This is a genomic window from Methylomicrobium lacus LW14, from assembly GCF_000527095.1.
GTDB classification, from domain to species: domain Bacteria; phylum Pseudomonadota; class Gammaproteobacteria; order Methylococcales; family Methylomonadaceae; genus Methylomicrobium; species Methylomicrobium lacus.
In genome coordinates this window covers 2,293,482-2,309,032 of the sequence record NZ_AZUN01000001.1, presented here as the reverse complement: position 1 = coordinate 2,309,032, position 15,551 = coordinate 2,293,482, and the positions used below count along the sequence as shown (strand labels likewise).

At 55.3% G+C, this 15,551-nt stretch carries 16 protein-coding genes; 7 read left to right on the top strand and 9 right to left on the bottom strand.

Features of this window, described 5'->3' with window-relative positions:
• The 3 genes from METLA_RS0110485 (at position 1) to METLA_RS0110475 (ending at position 5,405) form a co-directional block, all read left to right on the top strand.
• Entirely contained in the window at positions 1-912 is a 912-nt protein-coding gene (locus METLA_RS0110485) for a PhzF family phenazine biosynthesis protein (RefSeq protein WP_024298512.1), read from the top strand.
• A 372-nt stretch (positions 913-1,284) separates the two neighbouring features.
• On the top strand, positions 1,285-3,477 hold the full coding sequence (locus tag METLA_RS0110480; RefSeq protein WP_024298511.1) for a molybdopterin oxidoreductase family protein: 2,193 nt from the start codon (positions 1,285-1,287) through the stop codon (positions 3,475-3,477).
• 14 nt (positions 3,478-3,491) lie between these two features.
• Positions 3,492-5,405 (top strand): DmsC/YnfH family molybdoenzyme membrane anchor subunit, encoded by a 1,914-nt coding sequence (locus tag METLA_RS0110475; protein WP_024298510.1) that lies wholly within the window; start codon positions 3,492-3,494, stop codon positions 5,403-5,405.
• A 52-nt stretch (positions 5,406-5,457) separates the two neighbouring features.
• On the opposite strand, the gene METLA_RS0110470 is transcribed toward METLA_RS0110475, so the two are convergent.
• Positions 5,458-6,099 carry a HEAT repeat domain-containing protein gene (locus tag METLA_RS0110470; RefSeq protein WP_024298509.1) on the bottom strand — a complete coding sequence of 214 codons (642 nt, stop codon included), beginning with the start codon at positions 6,097-6,099 and terminating at the stop codon, positions 5,458-5,460.
• 242 nt (positions 6,100-6,341) lie between these two features.
• On the opposite strand from METLA_RS0110470, the gene METLA_RS0110465 reads away from it, so the two are divergent.
• Positions 6,342-7,184: a GlcG/HbpS family heme-binding protein gene (locus METLA_RS0110465; protein ID WP_024298508.1), complete on the top strand. Its 843-nt coding sequence runs from the start codon at positions 6,342-6,344 to the stop codon at positions 7,182-7,184.
• Between the two features lie 148 nt (positions 7,185-7,332).
• On the opposite strand, the gene METLA_RS0110460 is transcribed toward METLA_RS0110465, so the two are convergent.
• On the bottom strand, positions 7,333-7,740 hold the full coding sequence (locus tag METLA_RS0110460) for a ketosteroid isomerase-related protein (protein ID WP_024298507.1): 408 nt from the start codon (positions 7,738-7,740) through the stop codon (positions 7,333-7,335).
• Positions 7,741-7,859: 119 nt separating this feature from the next.
• On the opposite strand from METLA_RS0110460, the gene METLA_RS0110455 reads away from it, so the two are divergent.
• The 3 genes from METLA_RS0110455 (at position 7,860) to METLA_RS23530 (ending at position 9,204) form a co-directional block, all read left to right on the top strand.
• Positions 7,860-8,513: an SOS response-associated peptidase gene (locus METLA_RS0110455; RefSeq protein WP_024298506.1), complete on the top strand. Its 654-nt coding sequence runs from the start codon at positions 7,860-7,862 to the stop codon at positions 8,511-8,513.
• Between the two features lie 104 nt (positions 8,514-8,617).
• Positions 8,618-8,896: a hypothetical protein gene (locus METLA_RS23535; protein ID WP_024298505.1), complete on the top strand. Its 279-nt coding sequence runs from the start codon at positions 8,618-8,620 to the stop codon at positions 8,894-8,896.
• Positions 8,887-9,204, top strand: coding sequence for a hypothetical protein (locus tag METLA_RS23530; RefSeq protein WP_024298504.1), 318 nt, complete (start codon positions 8,887-8,889; stop codon positions 9,202-9,204). Before METLA_RS23535 ends, METLA_RS23530 begins: the two co-directional genes overlap by 10 nt.
• Here METLA_RS23530 and METLA_RS0110440 read toward each other — a convergent pair.
• The 7 genes from METLA_RS0110440 to METLA_RS21450 all read right to left on the bottom strand — a co-directional run bounded on the left by METLA_RS0110440 (position 9,188) and on the right by METLA_RS21450 (position 15,511).
• The gene (locus METLA_RS0110440) at positions 9,188-9,358 is read right to left on the bottom strand and encodes a rubredoxin (RefSeq protein ID WP_024298503.1); all 171 of its coding nucleotides are present in this window, start codon (positions 9,356-9,358) and stop codon (positions 9,188-9,190) included. The two genes, METLA_RS23530 and METLA_RS0110440, sit on opposite strands and share 17 nt — an antisense overlap.
• Positions 9,359-9,393: 35 nt before the next feature.
• A complete protein-coding gene (locus tag METLA_RS0110435) occupies positions 9,394-10,407 on the bottom strand; it encodes a Gfo/Idh/MocA family protein (protein WP_024298502.1) in 1,014 nt (337 codons plus the stop codon).
• A 10-nt stretch (positions 10,408-10,417) separates the two neighbouring features.
• On the bottom strand, positions 10,418-11,599 hold the full coding sequence (gene hxlAB / locus METLA_RS0110430) for a bifunctional 3-hexulose-6-phosphate synthase/6-phospho-3-hexuloisomerase (RefSeq protein ID WP_024298501.1): 1,182 nt from the start codon (positions 11,597-11,599) through the stop codon (positions 10,418-10,420).
• Positions 11,600-11,821: 222 nt separating this feature from the next.
• Positions 11,822-12,244: a protealysin inhibitor emfourin gene (locus tag METLA_RS0110425; RefSeq protein ID WP_198408467.1), complete on the bottom strand. Its 423-nt coding sequence runs from the start codon at positions 12,242-12,244 to the stop codon at positions 11,822-11,824.
• A gap of 43 nt (positions 12,245-12,287) precedes the next feature.
• Positions 12,288-13,373, bottom strand: a complete 1,086-nt coding sequence (locus tag METLA_RS0110420; RefSeq protein WP_024298499.1) for a M4 family metallopeptidase — start codon at positions 13,371-13,373, stop codon at positions 12,288-12,290.
• Between the two features lie 353 nt (positions 13,374-13,726).
• Positions 13,727-14,722, bottom strand: a complete 996-nt coding sequence (gene rpoS, locus METLA_RS0110415) for an RNA polymerase sigma factor RpoS (protein WP_024298498.1) — start codon at positions 14,720-14,722, stop codon at positions 13,727-13,729.
• A gap of 42 nt (positions 14,723-14,764) precedes the next feature.
• On the bottom strand, positions 14,765-15,511 hold the full coding sequence (locus METLA_RS21450; RefSeq protein ID WP_245598781.1) for a peptidoglycan DD-metalloendopeptidase family protein: 747 nt from the start codon (positions 15,509-15,511) through the stop codon (positions 14,765-14,767).
• Positions 15,512-15,551 lie beyond the last annotated feature (40 nt).

The following is a 15,551-nucleotide window of genomic DNA, read 5'->3' as shown; positions in this document are numbered from 1 at the left end:
ATGAAATATCAGTATTACATTGCCGACGTATTTACCCGGCAGGTCTTCAACGGCGCGCAAATCGCGGTGTTCCCGAACGCGGACGGCCTTGGCGACGTTGAGATGCAAAAAATCGCGAACGAGTTGAATCTGTGGGAGACCGTTTTCGTCTTCCATCCCGGCGGCGACCTGCGCAAACTCAGGATGTTTTCGCCGAAGGCCGAGGTCGATTTCGCGGGGCACCCGATCATCGCGACCGCCTATGTGCTCGGGCTGTGCGGCGACATCAAGCTCGACGATCCGGTCACGCCGGTCGTGTTCGAACAGAATGCGGGGCCGATCGAGGTGAACATCACCGCCGAGAACGGCAAGCCGATGTTCGTGCAGTTCACGAACAAGGTGTCCTCGATCATCGACCGCTTCGCGCCGACCGACGAGGAACTGGCGGCCGTGCTGTCGATCCAGCAAGCCGATCTCGATCACATCAAATATTCGGCGCGCCTGGTCGCCTGCGGCATGCCGTATCTGGTCGTGCCGGTCTGGAAATATGAAACGGTGCGCAAGGCGCGCTTCAATTACGCGGCCTGGAGCCGGTCCGCCGCGCCGCAGACCGCCGCGCAGGAAATCCTGCTGTTCGCGCCGAAAACGCCTTATTCCGATTCCGATTTCAACCTGCGCCTCTTGGGGCCGCACATCGGCCATGACGACGATCCGCCGGTCGGCGCGGCGGTACCGGCCTTCGCCTCCTACCTGTGTTCGTTCGAGCAGACGCGCAAGGGCACCCATACCTTCGCGGTGGACCGCGGCGACGAGAACTCGCGCCGCAGCGTGATCAACATCGAAATGGATCACAAGGGCAAGGCGCAATTGACCCTCCGGGTCGGCGGCAGCGCGGTGATTTTTGCCCAGGGTACGGTGTTTTTGCCGGATTGATGGCCAATGTAAAGTGCGCATTTATGCCCTTCAGGGTATCGCGCCCCTTTTCCGGTTCCCGCGTGCTACGTGGGAACCGAGTCCAGCCGCGCTGCGGACTGGTTGCCGCGGCGCGGGCGCGCCTAAACCGCATGCCCACGCGGCGCGTCACTGCCATTAAGTTAAGGCAGTTATCTCCCTCGCCCTTCGGGAGAGGGTAGGGGTGAGGGGAATAAAATAAGGAAAAATACTTTATTTTGATCCCCTCATCCTAGCCTTCTCCCGGAGGGAGAAGGGACCGGCCATCCTTAACTTAATGGCAGTGACGCGGCGCGTGAGAACGAGGAGAGGCAAAGCAAAGGACGAATGATCACACAACAGAGTTGACGATTTATGCTATTTGGACGAAATAAAAAAAATCCGATCAAGATGGCCGATAAGGGCGTCGTAAAATGGACGTATTCAACTTGCGGCTATTGTTCCACCGGTTGTTCGATTGAAATCGGCAGCAATGCCGAGGGTAAACCGGTGGCGACTCGGGGCGTCGGCGGCGCCGATGTCAATCGCGGCAAGCTGTGTCTCAAAGGGATTTTCGAATATCAGGTGTTCGAAGCCCCAGGACGCGGCCAGAAGCCTTTGCTGCGAAACTCGATATACCAGCCCTACCAGGATGCGGAGTGGGACACGGCGCTGGATAAAATGGCGTCGGAAATCAAGCGGATTCAGCGCACCTACGGGCGCGACGCCTTCGCGATCGTTTCGACGGGGCAACTCCTGACCGAGGAGTTCTATACACTCGGCAAACTGGCGCGCGGCGTCATCGGTAGCAACAATTACGACGGCAATACCACGTTGTGCATGGCGTCGGCGGTGTCGGGCTATAAACGCTCGTTCGGTTCGGACGGCCCTCCGGGATGCTATGAGGATTTCGAGCATACCGACTGCCTGATTGCCTGGGGTTCGAACCTGCCGGAACAGCATCCGATCATTTACTGGCGTTTGAAGGAAGCATTGGAAAAACGCAAATTTCCGTTGATCGTCGTCGATCCGCGCGTGACGATGCTGGCGCAGTTTGCCGATATCCATCTGCCGATCACGCCGGGCACCGATGTCGTGCTGCAAAATGCGCTGATTCATGTGATTCTGGCCGAAGGTCTGGAAGATCGCGAGTATATCGATACCAACACCACCGGCTTCGAGGAGCTGGCCAAAGAAGTGCAAAACTACGATCCTGAGACTGCATCAATGATTTGCGGCATCGACGCCGAAACCATCCGCACAGTCGCAAGATATTACGCCAAGGCGGACCGCGCGATGAGTATCTGGACGATGGGCATCAACCAGAGCACCCACGGCTCGGACGGCGTCGTCGGTATCAACAATCTGAATCTGGTCACCGGCAACATCGGCAAGCCCGGCGGCACCAGTTTGTCGATCACCGGCCAGTGCAATGCGATGGGGACGCGCGAATGGTCCTCCTGTTCCGGCTTGCCCGGTTATCGGGCATTGGAAAAGCCGGAGGAGCGTGAGGAAATTGCAAAATTCTGGGGCATCGATCCCGAGTTTTTCCCCAAGCAGCGCGGCCTGACCGAAACCGACATATTTCCCGCCATTGAAGCCGGCGAGATCAAGGGCTTGTGGCTGGTTGCGACCAATCCGATGACGTCGATGCCCGACACCGCGCGCATACGCAAAACCCTGAAAAAACTGGAATGCCTGATCGTGCAGGATTGTTACGCCGACGCGGAATCGAATCAATACGCTCATATCTTTTTACCTGCGGCGACCTGGGCGGAAAAGGAAGGTGTGTTTACCAACACCGAACGTCGGGTCAACATTACCCGCCAGGTCAAAGCTCCTTACGCCGATTCGAAATCGGACCTGGAAATTTTCAATCTGCTGGCCAAGCGTTTTGAGCAAGGACAGAAGATTAAATTTCCGGATCGTCCCGCCGACGTGTTCGAGGAAATGAAGCAGCTGTCCAAGGGCCGCCTTTGCGATATTTCGGGCATGAGCCATGATCTGATCGAACAAAAGCGCGGCATCCAATGGCCCTATACCGAAGACCAGGCGAAGCAGGGCGTCAATGGCGAACAGCGGCTGTACACGCAGTCTCAATCCTTTCGCTACAAAGGCGGTAGGGCCAAATTGATTCCGCTGCCGTTTATCAATAACAATGAAGTACCGGATGGCGACTATCCGTTCTGGCTGAATTCCGGCCGTCTGGTCGAGCACTGGCATACCCGAACCAAGACCGGAAAAATCGGCAACAACAACAAATTTAGCCCGATCCCATTCATGGAGATGAATCCCGAAGCCGCGGAGGCCCTGGGTATAGAGCATCAATCTTATGTACGCGCTGTCTCGCGCCGGGGCGATGCGGTGGTGATGGTGATGTTGACTCAGCGCGTTCCCAAAAACATGGTGTTTATTCCGTTTCATTTTTTCGATTGCGTCAACCGGCTCACCTTGGGCCTGCTCGATCCCCACTCAAGGCAGCCCGCATTCAAGCAGCAGGCGGTCAGGATTGAAAAGGTCGATCAGCAAATTGCCGCCCAGCTAAACAAAGAATCGCGCACCTATTAATATCGGAGATCATGATGGCTGAAGTACGAGCAGACGAGCCCAAGTATGCTTTTTTAAATGACAAGGCGGCGCAAAAACAAAATCGTTATGGACAGAATATCGAGCTGACCCATAAAGCCAGCGAACTGAGAAACAGCAGCCTGAACATCAATAACATTCCCGTCATAGGAGAAAATCCCAACCGCTATAAACAGCACGGCTTTTATTTTAACGCCGACAACTGCATCGGCTGCCATGCCTGTGAATCGGCTTGCAGCGAAAAAAACGATCTGCCTGTTCATCTGGCTTACCGTTCCGTGGGCTTCGTCGAAGGCGGTTCTTATCCCGATTACAAGCGCCTGAATATCTCGATGGCGTGCAATCATTGCGACGATCCGGTGTGCCTGAAAGGCTGTCCGACCCGCGCCTACACCAAGTTCGCCGAATACGGCGCGGTGCTGCAGGACCCCGACATCTGTTTCGGCTGCGGCTACTGCACCTGGGTTTGCCCCTATAACGCGCCGCAACTCGATCCGGTTAAGGGCGAGGTGTCCAAATGCAATATGTGCGTCGACCGTCTAGAAGTCAATCTGAAGCCGGCCTGCGTCGCCGCCTGCCTGGGCAATGCGCTGGATTTCGGGGTGATTGAAAACATTCCGCAAAACCGGGTGCAGGCTAAAACCTCGATTCCGGGCTTCCCGTCCACCGATATTACCCATCCCAACATCCGTTTTCAGCAAAACCGCCCGATGCCGAAGGAAGTCACCCGCACCGATGCGGTGCCGCTGAAATATCTGCGCGACGACGAGGAAAAAGGCAAATTCAAGGCGACCGTCCATGACAAGCACCGATGGGAAAAGCACTGGAATTTGAAAAAACTGCTGACCAGCCATGAGAGCGCGCATGTCATCTTCACGTTATGCACCCAGGCGACGGTCGGGGCTTTTATCATGACGATAGCGGCTTCCTGGCTGGGCTTGCCTGCGCTGGCGGCATTGCAGGAACCGTATCTCAAATGGCCCTTGCTGACCGGCTTGGTGATGATTGCAACGACGGGGCTGTTCAAATTGAACATGCACCTCGGCAAACCGCATCGTTTTTACCGGGGTTTCAATAATCTGAGATGGTCGCCGGTGAGCCGGGAGATCGCTGGGGTTTCGCTGTTTTATACCGGTCTGCTGGGTTATGTCTTCTTTGCCTTATTCGATCATGTTTTTGCCCGGTTTCTGGCGAACGGTTTCGCGTTGATCGGCGTGGCCGGCGGCGCAATCGGTTTATTCTATATGTACAAACTCTATAGAATTCCAGCCCGGCCTTTTTGGAATCACTGGCAAACCGGAACGGCATTCTTCGGTTCCATGCTCAGTTTGGGGGCGTTGATCATTGCCTCGGTTTGTGTGCTGACACAGCCGCTTGCTGCCGAAAGCTCCCAAATATTGCTGCACATACTCGTCTTCATCATAATGACAGGACTGGCGCTGGAAGGCGTTGGCCATCTGGCGCATGCCCATGAAATGCAACACAGCAACCACGAAGGTGCGGCATCGTATTATCGCCAGGTGACCCAATACGGTAAGTCATATATATTCCGTAATGCCTTGCTGGTAACGAGCCTGTCGCTCGCTCTCCTGTTGACCGTCCATGGCTTTTCAGATGGTTTCGGCCTGATTGCAGGCCTGATGTTATGCCTGTTGATGCTGACCAGCAGCGTTTTCAGCCGTTCGCTGTTCTTCGTGCTGGTGATTCCGACCACGATGCCCGGCGCGTTCTTCTGGAAAAACAGCGGCTTCATCGAACATGCCCGCGAGACAGGACTGGCCGATATGCCTCAGCACGGCGTTGCTTATGAGCGGCATCATGAATTCAAGGTGAAGGAATTGATGCAGACGATCCGAGAAAATTCGCTCAAGGACATGATCGCGCATGTGAAGTGGATCGTTGGAAAATGAGTTCAGGTCCGACTGCCGGACAAGGTTTCCGGCAATCGGGTAGAGGTAAGATTTAGTCGAAGTCCGCCATTTCCAGCGCAGTCTTCGCGGCCTCGCTGATGTCTTCGTTTTTATCGTTGCTGAGCTCCTTGATTTTCTGCATCAACGCCGGGTCATCGAGTTCTGAAATCGATTCCAGCGTCAGCACCACGATATCGGGCTTGTCATTGGTCAAGGCCGTCAGCAGCATTTGCTGGCGTTCTTTTTCATCTTCCCAACTGGTGATCTGATTGACCGCCTGCTCCCGGACGCTGTCTTCCGGGTCGTTCAGCGCATAAAGTATCGCTTCCTTGGCTTTGGGATCGGGATATTCGCCCAGAGTCATCAGCGCCGCCTCGCGGTCTTGTTCGTCTTCAGCCGAATAAAAGTCGTTTAAGGCCTCCTGCAATGTTTCCAAGTCTTCCTGGGTGTCATCGATCCCCTCCGGATTGTTGGATGCCAATGGCGCCTGCGTGCCTTGCCGCAATAGATCGTTGATTTGATTGGTGCTGCTCGGAGTTGTAGGGCTTGAAGTTGATTGAGCGGGTGCCGCGGAGCTGTCTGGCGCTTCAGCAGACTCCGTTAAATTTGAAAGTCGATCGAAATTGAGCGCAACCAAAGCGGCAGCGATCAAAAACAGCGAAATAAGAGCGAAATAAAATTTTTTATTTTTCACGGTGTTAGAGGATTCGAAGTGGAAATTATTAAAAAATGCTTAGTGGAATGAACTTAGAAGTTAAGCAAAATTTACAAAGAAAGACCAAGCGGCTAGAATCTTGCTCCGACAATTATAATCTTGAAATTAAGACCAAGACAAATTGTCACGTCGGCACTATCAAGTTGTCTTCGTCCTTATAAATTTTAGAGTGACTGATAACTTGTAGCATCAAATTCCAACGATTGATAAGGGGTTCAAAAATGAATAAAGCATTAAAAACGATTGTGTTGGCAGGCGGTCTGGCATTGGTTTCGGCTCATGCCTTTGCAGATAAAGATAAAAAGGGATGTAAGGATCTGCCCGATTATGCTGATTTGACTGCAGCTTTGAAAGCGTCAGTGCCTGCATCTGCCGGTGGTACCTTATCTAAATACACTAGCGGTCCAGCAAATGGAGCAGCAAACGGAGGACTCGAAGTTCCCATGTGGGCGACGCTGGTAGACAAATTTGGACACGTTTGTGCCGTAACCTACTCAGGGTCTGATAATCGTGCGCAATGGCCGGCGAGCCGGATCATTTCGATGCAGAAAGCCTATACTGCAAATTCTTTGACCATTCCCGATTTTCCTGGCATTTGGTCCACCGCGAAATTATTTTATCCAACACAGCCAGGGCAGTTTCTTTGGGGTCTTGATCAAAGCAATCCGGTCAATCCTGCTGTCGTCTATCAAGGGCCGACTGCGCGTTGGGGAGCGGCCAATGATCCGGCCATTGGAGGAATACCCGGCGGCAACAACCGTTTCGGAGGGGGGCTCGCACTCTGGAAAAATGGTAAAATTGTTGGCGCGATCGGTGTCAGCGGTGATACTTCATGTGCTGACCACAATATTGCCTTGCGGGTTCGTAATAATTTGATAGCAAATAATGGGCTTAGCGATGTTCCCGGGGCAGATAAATACGCCGATAATATCATTTATGACATCGTGGGCGGTAAAAGTGCCTCCGGATTTGGCCATCCTGCTTGCCCAGGCACTTTAGAGGAAGAGGTTAATACTGAGATTACCGGAAAAGCACATCCTACACATGATGATTTTCCAAATTAATTACGGCTGGAGGTAACTGTTTAGGTTGGGTTGCTAACCAACAGGCACTCCAGCATTCAGTACGTTGGGTTAACGCCAAAGCCAAAGCCAAAGCCAAAGCCAAAGCCAAAGCCAAAGCATTAGCTGTTAACCCAATCTTCCCTGTTATTTAACCGCCAACCTGCGCGATCCAGTCGTTCAGGTTGTAATAATTCGTGATCCGCGCGACCTTGTTGTCGCGGATATCAAAAAATGCGCCGGCCGGCAGGCGGTATTTCTGGCCGTTCGCGGCGGGCAGACCTTCGTCGGATTGCAGATATTCGCCGAGCACCACAAATTCGGCCGCGGCGCGTTTGCCGTCTTCGCTTGCCATGATCACCATATCGACCAGTTGTTCCTTGTAGTTGTGGTTCATGCAGGCCATGAACTGCTTGAACGCATCCTTGCCGATCTCGCGCTTGCCCTGGTTGATGTCGTGAATCACGTCATCGGTCAACAGGTTCAAAAAAGTATCCATATCGCCGGCGTTGAAAGCGGCATAATAATTTTGAATCAGCTTGATGCTCTCTTGGTTCATAATGATTCTCTGGTGAAAAAAATAAAAGCCTGTTATTTTACCGCGAATGAGCCGTTTTTACCTTGTGAAATTTGACGATTTCCTGACCGCAGGCACGTCTATGGCAACGGAGATTGATGATGTGCGGACGCTTTAATATGCTGGCAACGCCCGAACAATTGATCGAAACCTTCGGTCTGGAATCGGTGCCGGGCTATAAGATCAGCTACAACATCGCGCCAGGGCAAAAAATTCTCGGCATTGTGCAGCCGGATCGGAACGGCCTTAGCGCGGTCAGCCTCGATTGGGGGCTGGTGCCTTCCTGGGCCAAGGACAGCAAAATCGGGCATTCGCTGATCAATGCGCGGGCCGAAACGCTCGGCGAAAAGCCGTCGTTCAAGGCGGCTTATCACAAGCGGCGCTGCCTGATTCCGGCGACCGGTTTCTATGAATGGCAAAAGACCGAAAACGGCAAGCAGGCCTACCATATCTGCCGGGAAGACCACCGGTTGTTCGCCTTTGCGGGCTTGTGGGAGCATTGGGAGCATGGCGCCGACACGCTGTATTCCTGCACGATCATCACGACCGCCGCGAATGCATTGGGGCAGACTATTCATGACCGGATGCCGGTGATTATCGATGCCGAAAATTACCGCTTCTGGCTGGATCCGCGGCAGTCGCAGCAGAGTCTGGATCAGCTCCTGGCGCATTCTGCTTATGACGGGATGCGCCTGTATCCGGTCAGCGACCGGGTCAATAATCCGCGCCATGATGATGAACATTGTTTAGAGTAAAGAAGCGGCTAAGCTCCGTTGTTGTCTTGGCGCGGCAGGAGAACTTTTTCAGGAAGGCAAGGACAAATAAGGAGCGCCCGCGCATTGAACAGTCGGGGGCTAACATGCATCACGATCATCGCATCAGGGTCCTAGGGATCATCACCTTGGCCTCGATTATCGCGGTCTTCAATTTTGCTCCGATTCCTCAGGACCCGGCCTATCATCGCTTCGCGGATCAGCGTCTGATCGCCGGGCTGCCGAATTTTTACAATGTGATTTCGAATATTCCGTATCTGTTGATCGGGTGGATTGGCATGCGGCTGCTTGTTATGCAGATGCCGACGGGAGGCTTAGCCGATTTGCGCTGGATCTATTTCACTTTTTTTTCGGCGTGTTTCTGACCAGAATCGGCTCTTCCTATTATCATCTGCATCCGGACAATCGGACACTGGTCTGGGACAGATTGCCGATGATTCTGACCCCGGTGATCCTGTGGCTGTTCAAGTCCGGCCCGGACGGAAACCTTTTCTACTGGGGTGTGATCGCGGCCTATGCACTATCGAAGGCCGCGGAGTATTTTGATGCGGGACTGTATGACTTATTCGGCGCGGTCAGCGGGCATACGCTGAAGCATTCGATCGGGGCCGTAGCACCCTACCTTTTCTATCGGGCGCTACGGCAAAAAGAAAAGATTATTCGAGCAGCTTGAAAAAACTTTTCGGCGCGCCGCAGATCGGGCATTCCCAGTCGTCCGGAATGTCTTCCCAGCGGGTGCCGGGCGCGATGCCGCTGTCCGGGTCCCCTTTGGCTTCGTCGTAAATGTGCTCGCATTCTTTGCAATGGTATTTCTTGTAATCCGCCATGTTTGCCTCTCGCGTGTTGTTGAAAGTTGTCTCTGTTAACCCAGTTTGATCAGCCGGCCTTCGGCGGCCGACTGCATCGCGGCCTCGAGAATCCGGCAGTTATCCTTTGCGTCATCCAGCGACAGCGCGGGTTCCCGGCCGTTTAATACGCAATCGCTGAAATGTTCGATTTCGAGACGGAAATGATTCGCCGGCGGCAGTCTTTCTTCGCACTGGCGGCCGTCTTCGGTCCACCAGGAAATGATCGGGATGTCGCCCGGCAATTGCCAGACCGTGTGGCATTTGATGCCGCCTTTGCTGCCGATCACCTCGTATTCGGAGCGGCGCGCGCGTTCGAAACTGAAGTCGAATTGCGCAAAGCGGCCGCGGCCGAAATCGATCACGCCGCTGCTCGAAATATCGGCGCCGCTGCCGACATAACTCGAAACGGCCGATACCGCGACCGGCGCGTCCTCGAAAAACATCCGCGCCGAATGCACCGCGTAACAGCCGATGTCCCACAAGGCGCCGCCGCCGTTTTCGATCGGCTGTTCGAGCCGGTATCTGCGTGCCGGACGCATCATGAACGAATAGGTCGCCCTGACCGAGCGGACTTCACCGAACAGGCCCGAATTGACCAGTTCCTGCACGCGGGCATGTTGGGGATGAAAGCGGTACATGAAGCCTTCCATCACGGTGACCCCATGTTGCTGCGCGGCGGTTTCTATCGTGCTGATATCGTCTACGGTCAAGGCCATCGGCTTCTCGCAGAGCACATGTTTGCCGGCTTCGATCGCGCGCAGCGCCCAGTGGGCATGCTCGTGATTGGCCATCGGCAAATACACCGCATCGACTTCGGCGTCGTTCAACAGGTCTTCAAGATCGACATAGGCGCGGGCCCGGGTTTGATCCGGGCCGTATTTGGCCAGCGTTTCGGCCGCAGCTCCTGGCCGGCGGCTCGCTATCGCAACGAGTTCCGCGTTTTCCGCTTCGACGATCGCCGGCAGCAGGCGCTCGTTGATGCGCGCCGCGCCAAGAATGCCCCAGCGTAGTTTGGTTCTGATAGTCATCGTTGTTCTCTTATTCGAGGTTGGCGTGCCGGTATCTCATCACTTCTTCGGCGATGCCTTTTTCGTGGATCAGATGCGATACCAGGGCTTCGAGGAAAGACAGGGTCGATAATTCGAACACCGTACCCATCGGCATGCCGACGACCTTAACATACTGGTCCGATGCGCCGACCTGGATCACCTCGTCGGCCATTTCGCCGATCGTCGAGCCTCCCTTGGCGGAGATCAGACAGATTTGCGCGCCGACTTCGCGGGCTTTCTTCGTGAACGCGATCAATTGCTCGGTTTCGCCTGAGCCGGAAATGATAATCAACAGATCGCCTTTTTTGATGCTCGGGGTCACGATTTCGCCGACCACGCTGACATCGTAGCCGCTGTGCATCAGCCGCATCGCGAAGAAGCGGCAGACCAGGCCGGAACGTCCAGCGCCCGATACATAGACGCGCTTGGCGTTGTCGAGCATGTGGGTCAGCTTGACCGGCAGGTTGTCGTCGGTGGCTTCCAGGATCGATTTGATTTTGTTGAGGATCAGCGTTTGATGCGGCGAGCCGATGGTGCCGTCCACGAGCTGACGGATCTGTTTGGCGGCCGTCGCCGGGCAGGGGGCGCCGTAAATCGCCGCGCCGACCACGATGATGTCCGCGCCGGCCTTGACGACTTGATCAATGGTGGCAGGCTTGATGCCGCCTGCGACCGAAATTCTGACATCCAGGCCGAGGTCGGCGATCTCTTGCAGGTCCCCGAACGGCGTTTGGCCGGCGGCTTGCGCGTCGAGACCGGTATGCACGCCGATGATCTGCGCGCCGAGTTCTGCCGCGGCGCGCGCGCAGGCGGCTTTATCGGGCACATTGATCAGGTCGAGCTGCACTTCGGCATTGTGCGCCCTGGCCGCCTTGATCACGCCGCCGATCGTCGCGAGTCCGGATACGCCGAGCACGGTGCAAATGTCCGCGCCTGCCGCATAAAAAGGCGTCGCTTCGTATTCGCCGGCGTCCATCGTCTTCAGGTCGACCAGGATCAGTTTGTTCGGAAATTTTTCCCGCAACGTTCTGACCAGTTCGACGCCGTTGTGTTTGATGCAGGGCGTGCCGATCTCGAAAATATCGACATAAGGCGCCGTTTGTTCGGCGAGGCTGAGGGTTTGGTCGAAATCCAGAGAATCCAGTGCCAATTGTATTAATGGTTTTGCCATTGTGCGCTCCCAATCGTTATTGTTATTGTCATGATGTGTATCAACGACCAACTCTAAATCAGGATGCGGGTGGATGTCAATTGCCCGCCGGCGTTGGCCAAAATGTCTGCGCACTTTAATGGCGGCGTTTTTTGCATCGGGTCGCGGCGCCTTCGGCAAGCGCGTGAAATCGTGAAGAAAAGCATCAAGCCGTCGGCTGCACGGTAAAGCCGGTCAGCCAGGCTATCTGGCGGTCCGGCCTAATCTGATCAACCAATCCACCAGCGGCTTTAATTCAGCGGGCAGCGCGTGCTCCGCGGCGGTGACGCTATGCTTTTTACCGTCCTCTTCGATGATGATTTGATATTCAAAGCGGTCGGGTTGGGGTTTTGAGGGGATCAACGCCGGCAATTCAAAAAAATGCGCCGTTTCGATCATTTGTTGCAGCGCGGTGATTTCGGATGCCGAAAGGCTGGCGGCATCGATCGACTTGATCAACGGGATGCCGGCAAAGCCGCCTGTTCTTTGAAGGGTCACATGCATGATTTTATCTTCCATAGTGATCGGCTTGGCTTGAAGAGTACACGCCACGGCGCCGGTGCAGAGCAGGCAGAGGGTCAAGGCGCGCAGGGCGATGTGCCGGCGCAAGGATGCGAAGATCAGCATCGGATTTCCGGACGGGGCGGGCCCCGTCCGTAGCGGCTGAACCTTAAATGACCCCCACAGCCCGCCAGGCCACGCGCACCGCCGTTTGTTCGGCGCTGTTTTGTCCGTAGAGATCGCCCGCCACCCGGATCGTGGCGCCGGCGGCGCCGCTGAAGGTCGAGCGGGAACGCAGCACGTCCCTGAGCGCGATATACCAGATTTTGCCGGCTTTTTCCCAGGCATGGCCGCCGATCGCGATGGCCGCCAGATAAAACGCATGGTTCGGAATGCCCGAATTGATATGCACGCCGCCGTTGTCCTGGCGTCCGCGAAAACGCTTCGCGTAATGCGAGGGCTGCGGATCTTTGCCGAGCATGGCGTCATCATAAGCGGTCCCCGGCGCTTTCAGCGAACGCAGTCCCTGACCGTTCACGCCCGGCGCGAACAGGCCCGCGCCGATCAGCCAGTCGGCCTGATCGGCGGTTTGATTCAACGTCCGTTGCTTGACCAGGCTGCCGAACACATCCGCGAACGACTCGTTCAAGGCCCCCGATTCATTCAGATACTGCAATCCGGCTTCAAACTGCACGACGCCGTGCGTCAATTCATGGCCGATAACGTCGATCGCAATCGTAAAGCGGTTGAACAGCCGGCCGTCGCCGTCTCCGTAAACCATTTGGTTGCCGTTCCAGAAGGCGTTGTCGTACTGCACATCGTAGTGTACGGTCGAATCGATTCGCAGGCCTCGGTCATCGACCGAATTGCGTTCGTAAATCTGGCTGAATAAATCATAGGTCCCGCCGGCGCCGTCATAGGCCTCGTTGACCGCGATGTCCCGCTTGGCCCGTCCGCCCTCTCCGCGCACCAGGCGGCCGGGCAGCGTTACGCCTTGCTTCGCATCATAAACGGTGCGCCGTTTCTCTCCGGTCGAAACCGCAAGCGCCGGCATGCTGCCCATGATGCCCCGGATGCCCCGGAACTGTTCGGTCATTCGCATCGTTTCCATGGTCAAGTCGCGCATGGCTTCATCGCCGTGCTTGAGGATGTGGTCGGTCATATGCGGCGGGATGATCGTGCAAAACGCGCAAGCGTGCGATCCGGATTGGCGAGCGTGTCTTGAGCCTTGTGAAGCATTGTGTTTGATTGCCATGACCCCCCCTTGACGGTTAATGAAAAAATCAACTGAGACTTTTGGGGTTTATAACGCGATGGCTTAGCGTTGTCAATCGTTGAGCGCGTTCGGGTGACGCGAACCGCGGCAGGCGATTGCAATGCAACGCCGGAAGATCGTTTTCGGTGATAAAGCCGCACGGCGGCTTCCAGCTTTTAAACTGAGTGGGTGACGGGCAAAAGGCTGTGCTTGAGCCCCGCAAACAGGGATTCGGCAAGCCTGTCGATCCGCTCCGATCTTATGCCTTGAAGCATTCTATGCCAGGGGTGGCGGCGCTCTGCGCCGGAGCGACGAGGGGGCGTCCGGGAACCCAATCCCAACCGGCCGCCAGTTCAATTGAAGATCGTTTCGAACGAATAGCCGTTCACATGCAGGATCTCTTTTAAGCGTTTCAATCCGTCCATCTGAATCTGCCGCACACGCTCGCGGGTCACGCTCAATTCCAGTGCGACCTGTTCGAGTGTTTCGGCCTCATAGCCGCAGAGCCCATAGCGCCGGCAGATCACTTCGCGCTGCTTTTCCGGCAATTGATAGACCCAGCCGGAAACGCTCTGGCGGATGCCGTCTTCCTGGATGCGGTCGGCGGCCGACGGGCTGTCTTCATCCGAAATCGTCTCGACCATCGGCTTATCGACATCCTTGCTGCACGGCACATCGATCGAGGTAACACGTTCGTTCAATTTGAGCATCTTCTCGACCTTATAGGCCGGTTTATCCATAAATTGCGCAATTTCCTCGGCGCTCGGATCGTGATCGAGCGTCTGTTGCAGATGGCGCTGCGCCTTCAGATACGTGTTCATTTCCTTTACGATATGAATCGGCAGACGGATCGTGCGGGTCTGATTCATGATCGCGCGTTCGATCGTTTGCCGTATCCACCAGGTCGCATAGGTCGAAAAACGGAAGCCGCGGTCCGGATCGAACTTTTCGACCGCGCGAATCAAGCCGAGATTGCCTTCCTCGATCAAATCGAGCAGCGGCAGTCCCCGGTTGAGATAACGGCGGGAAATCTTCACGACCAGGCGCAGATTGCTTTCGATCATGACCTTGCGGGCCTCGGGGTCGCCGCGTAAGGCTTTGGCGCCGTATAGTTTTTCCTGGTCGGCCGATAAGAGTTTCGAGCGGCCGAGATCGTTCAGATAGACGCGAGTCGCGTCGAAATTGTCATCGCGGGCTTTGAGCGTCTGGACTTCACTTTCGATGTCTATCTCGTCGATCACATCGTCCGCTTCCTCGAACTCTTCCGCTAAAAACAGCTCCTCATCCTCTGCATCTTCAAACGGTGGGCCGATGTCATCATCAGCGGGCTCTACTATCTCTTTTTTCATCTTATTCCCCCTGACGCTTCGCTTGATCATTCAACAGTATCGTCATAGCTTCGGTAATAATGTAAGCGGATTGACCGACTTACCCTGTTTGCGAATTTCAAAATGCAGCATGGCTTTTTGCGCGGCGCTCGCGCCAACCGTGGCGATCCCTTGTCCCTTCTCGACAACGTCACCCTCCTTGGCCAATAAGGCGCTGTTATTCGCATAAGCGGTCAAATACTGACTATTATGCTTTATGATAAGCAGATTACCATATCCGATCAATCCCTGTCCGCTATAGACGACCTTTCCGGCCTCGGCGGCCCGTACCGTTTGCCCTTTTTTGCCGGCGATGCGGATGCCTTTTTTGCCGGTCTGGGTATAGCTCTTCAAAATGTTGCCGGCCAACGGCCAGCCGAAGTTCAAATCGGCATGATCATTTTTCGCAAGGGTTCGGCTTGGCTTTTTTTCGTGTGCCGTGGCTTTCCGAGCCGGTTTTTCCGGCTCGGTCTTTGGCATTATACTTTTTTTGGCCGTTAGCGCAGAAGCAATTGTTTTGGGCTTGCGCTTGGCTTCATTCCTCTCGGCCGGCATGACGGGATCAGGCCTGGCTGCCGGCGCTTCCCGTTTCACCGGGATCGATGCCTTCGGGTAAGGATGGGGCGGCGCAGGCGGCATTTTCTGCTGGCGCTGCTGTGGTGGAACATAGCCGCTCGTCACCGGCGGCGGATAGGAATCATCTGGATAGGGCTCATCCGGATAGGCATCGTTGATATGTTGATGGCCGGACAGTACCGGCGCTAAATCCACGCGTTCGGTACAGCCGGCCGTGATCGCAGCCAAAACCGCA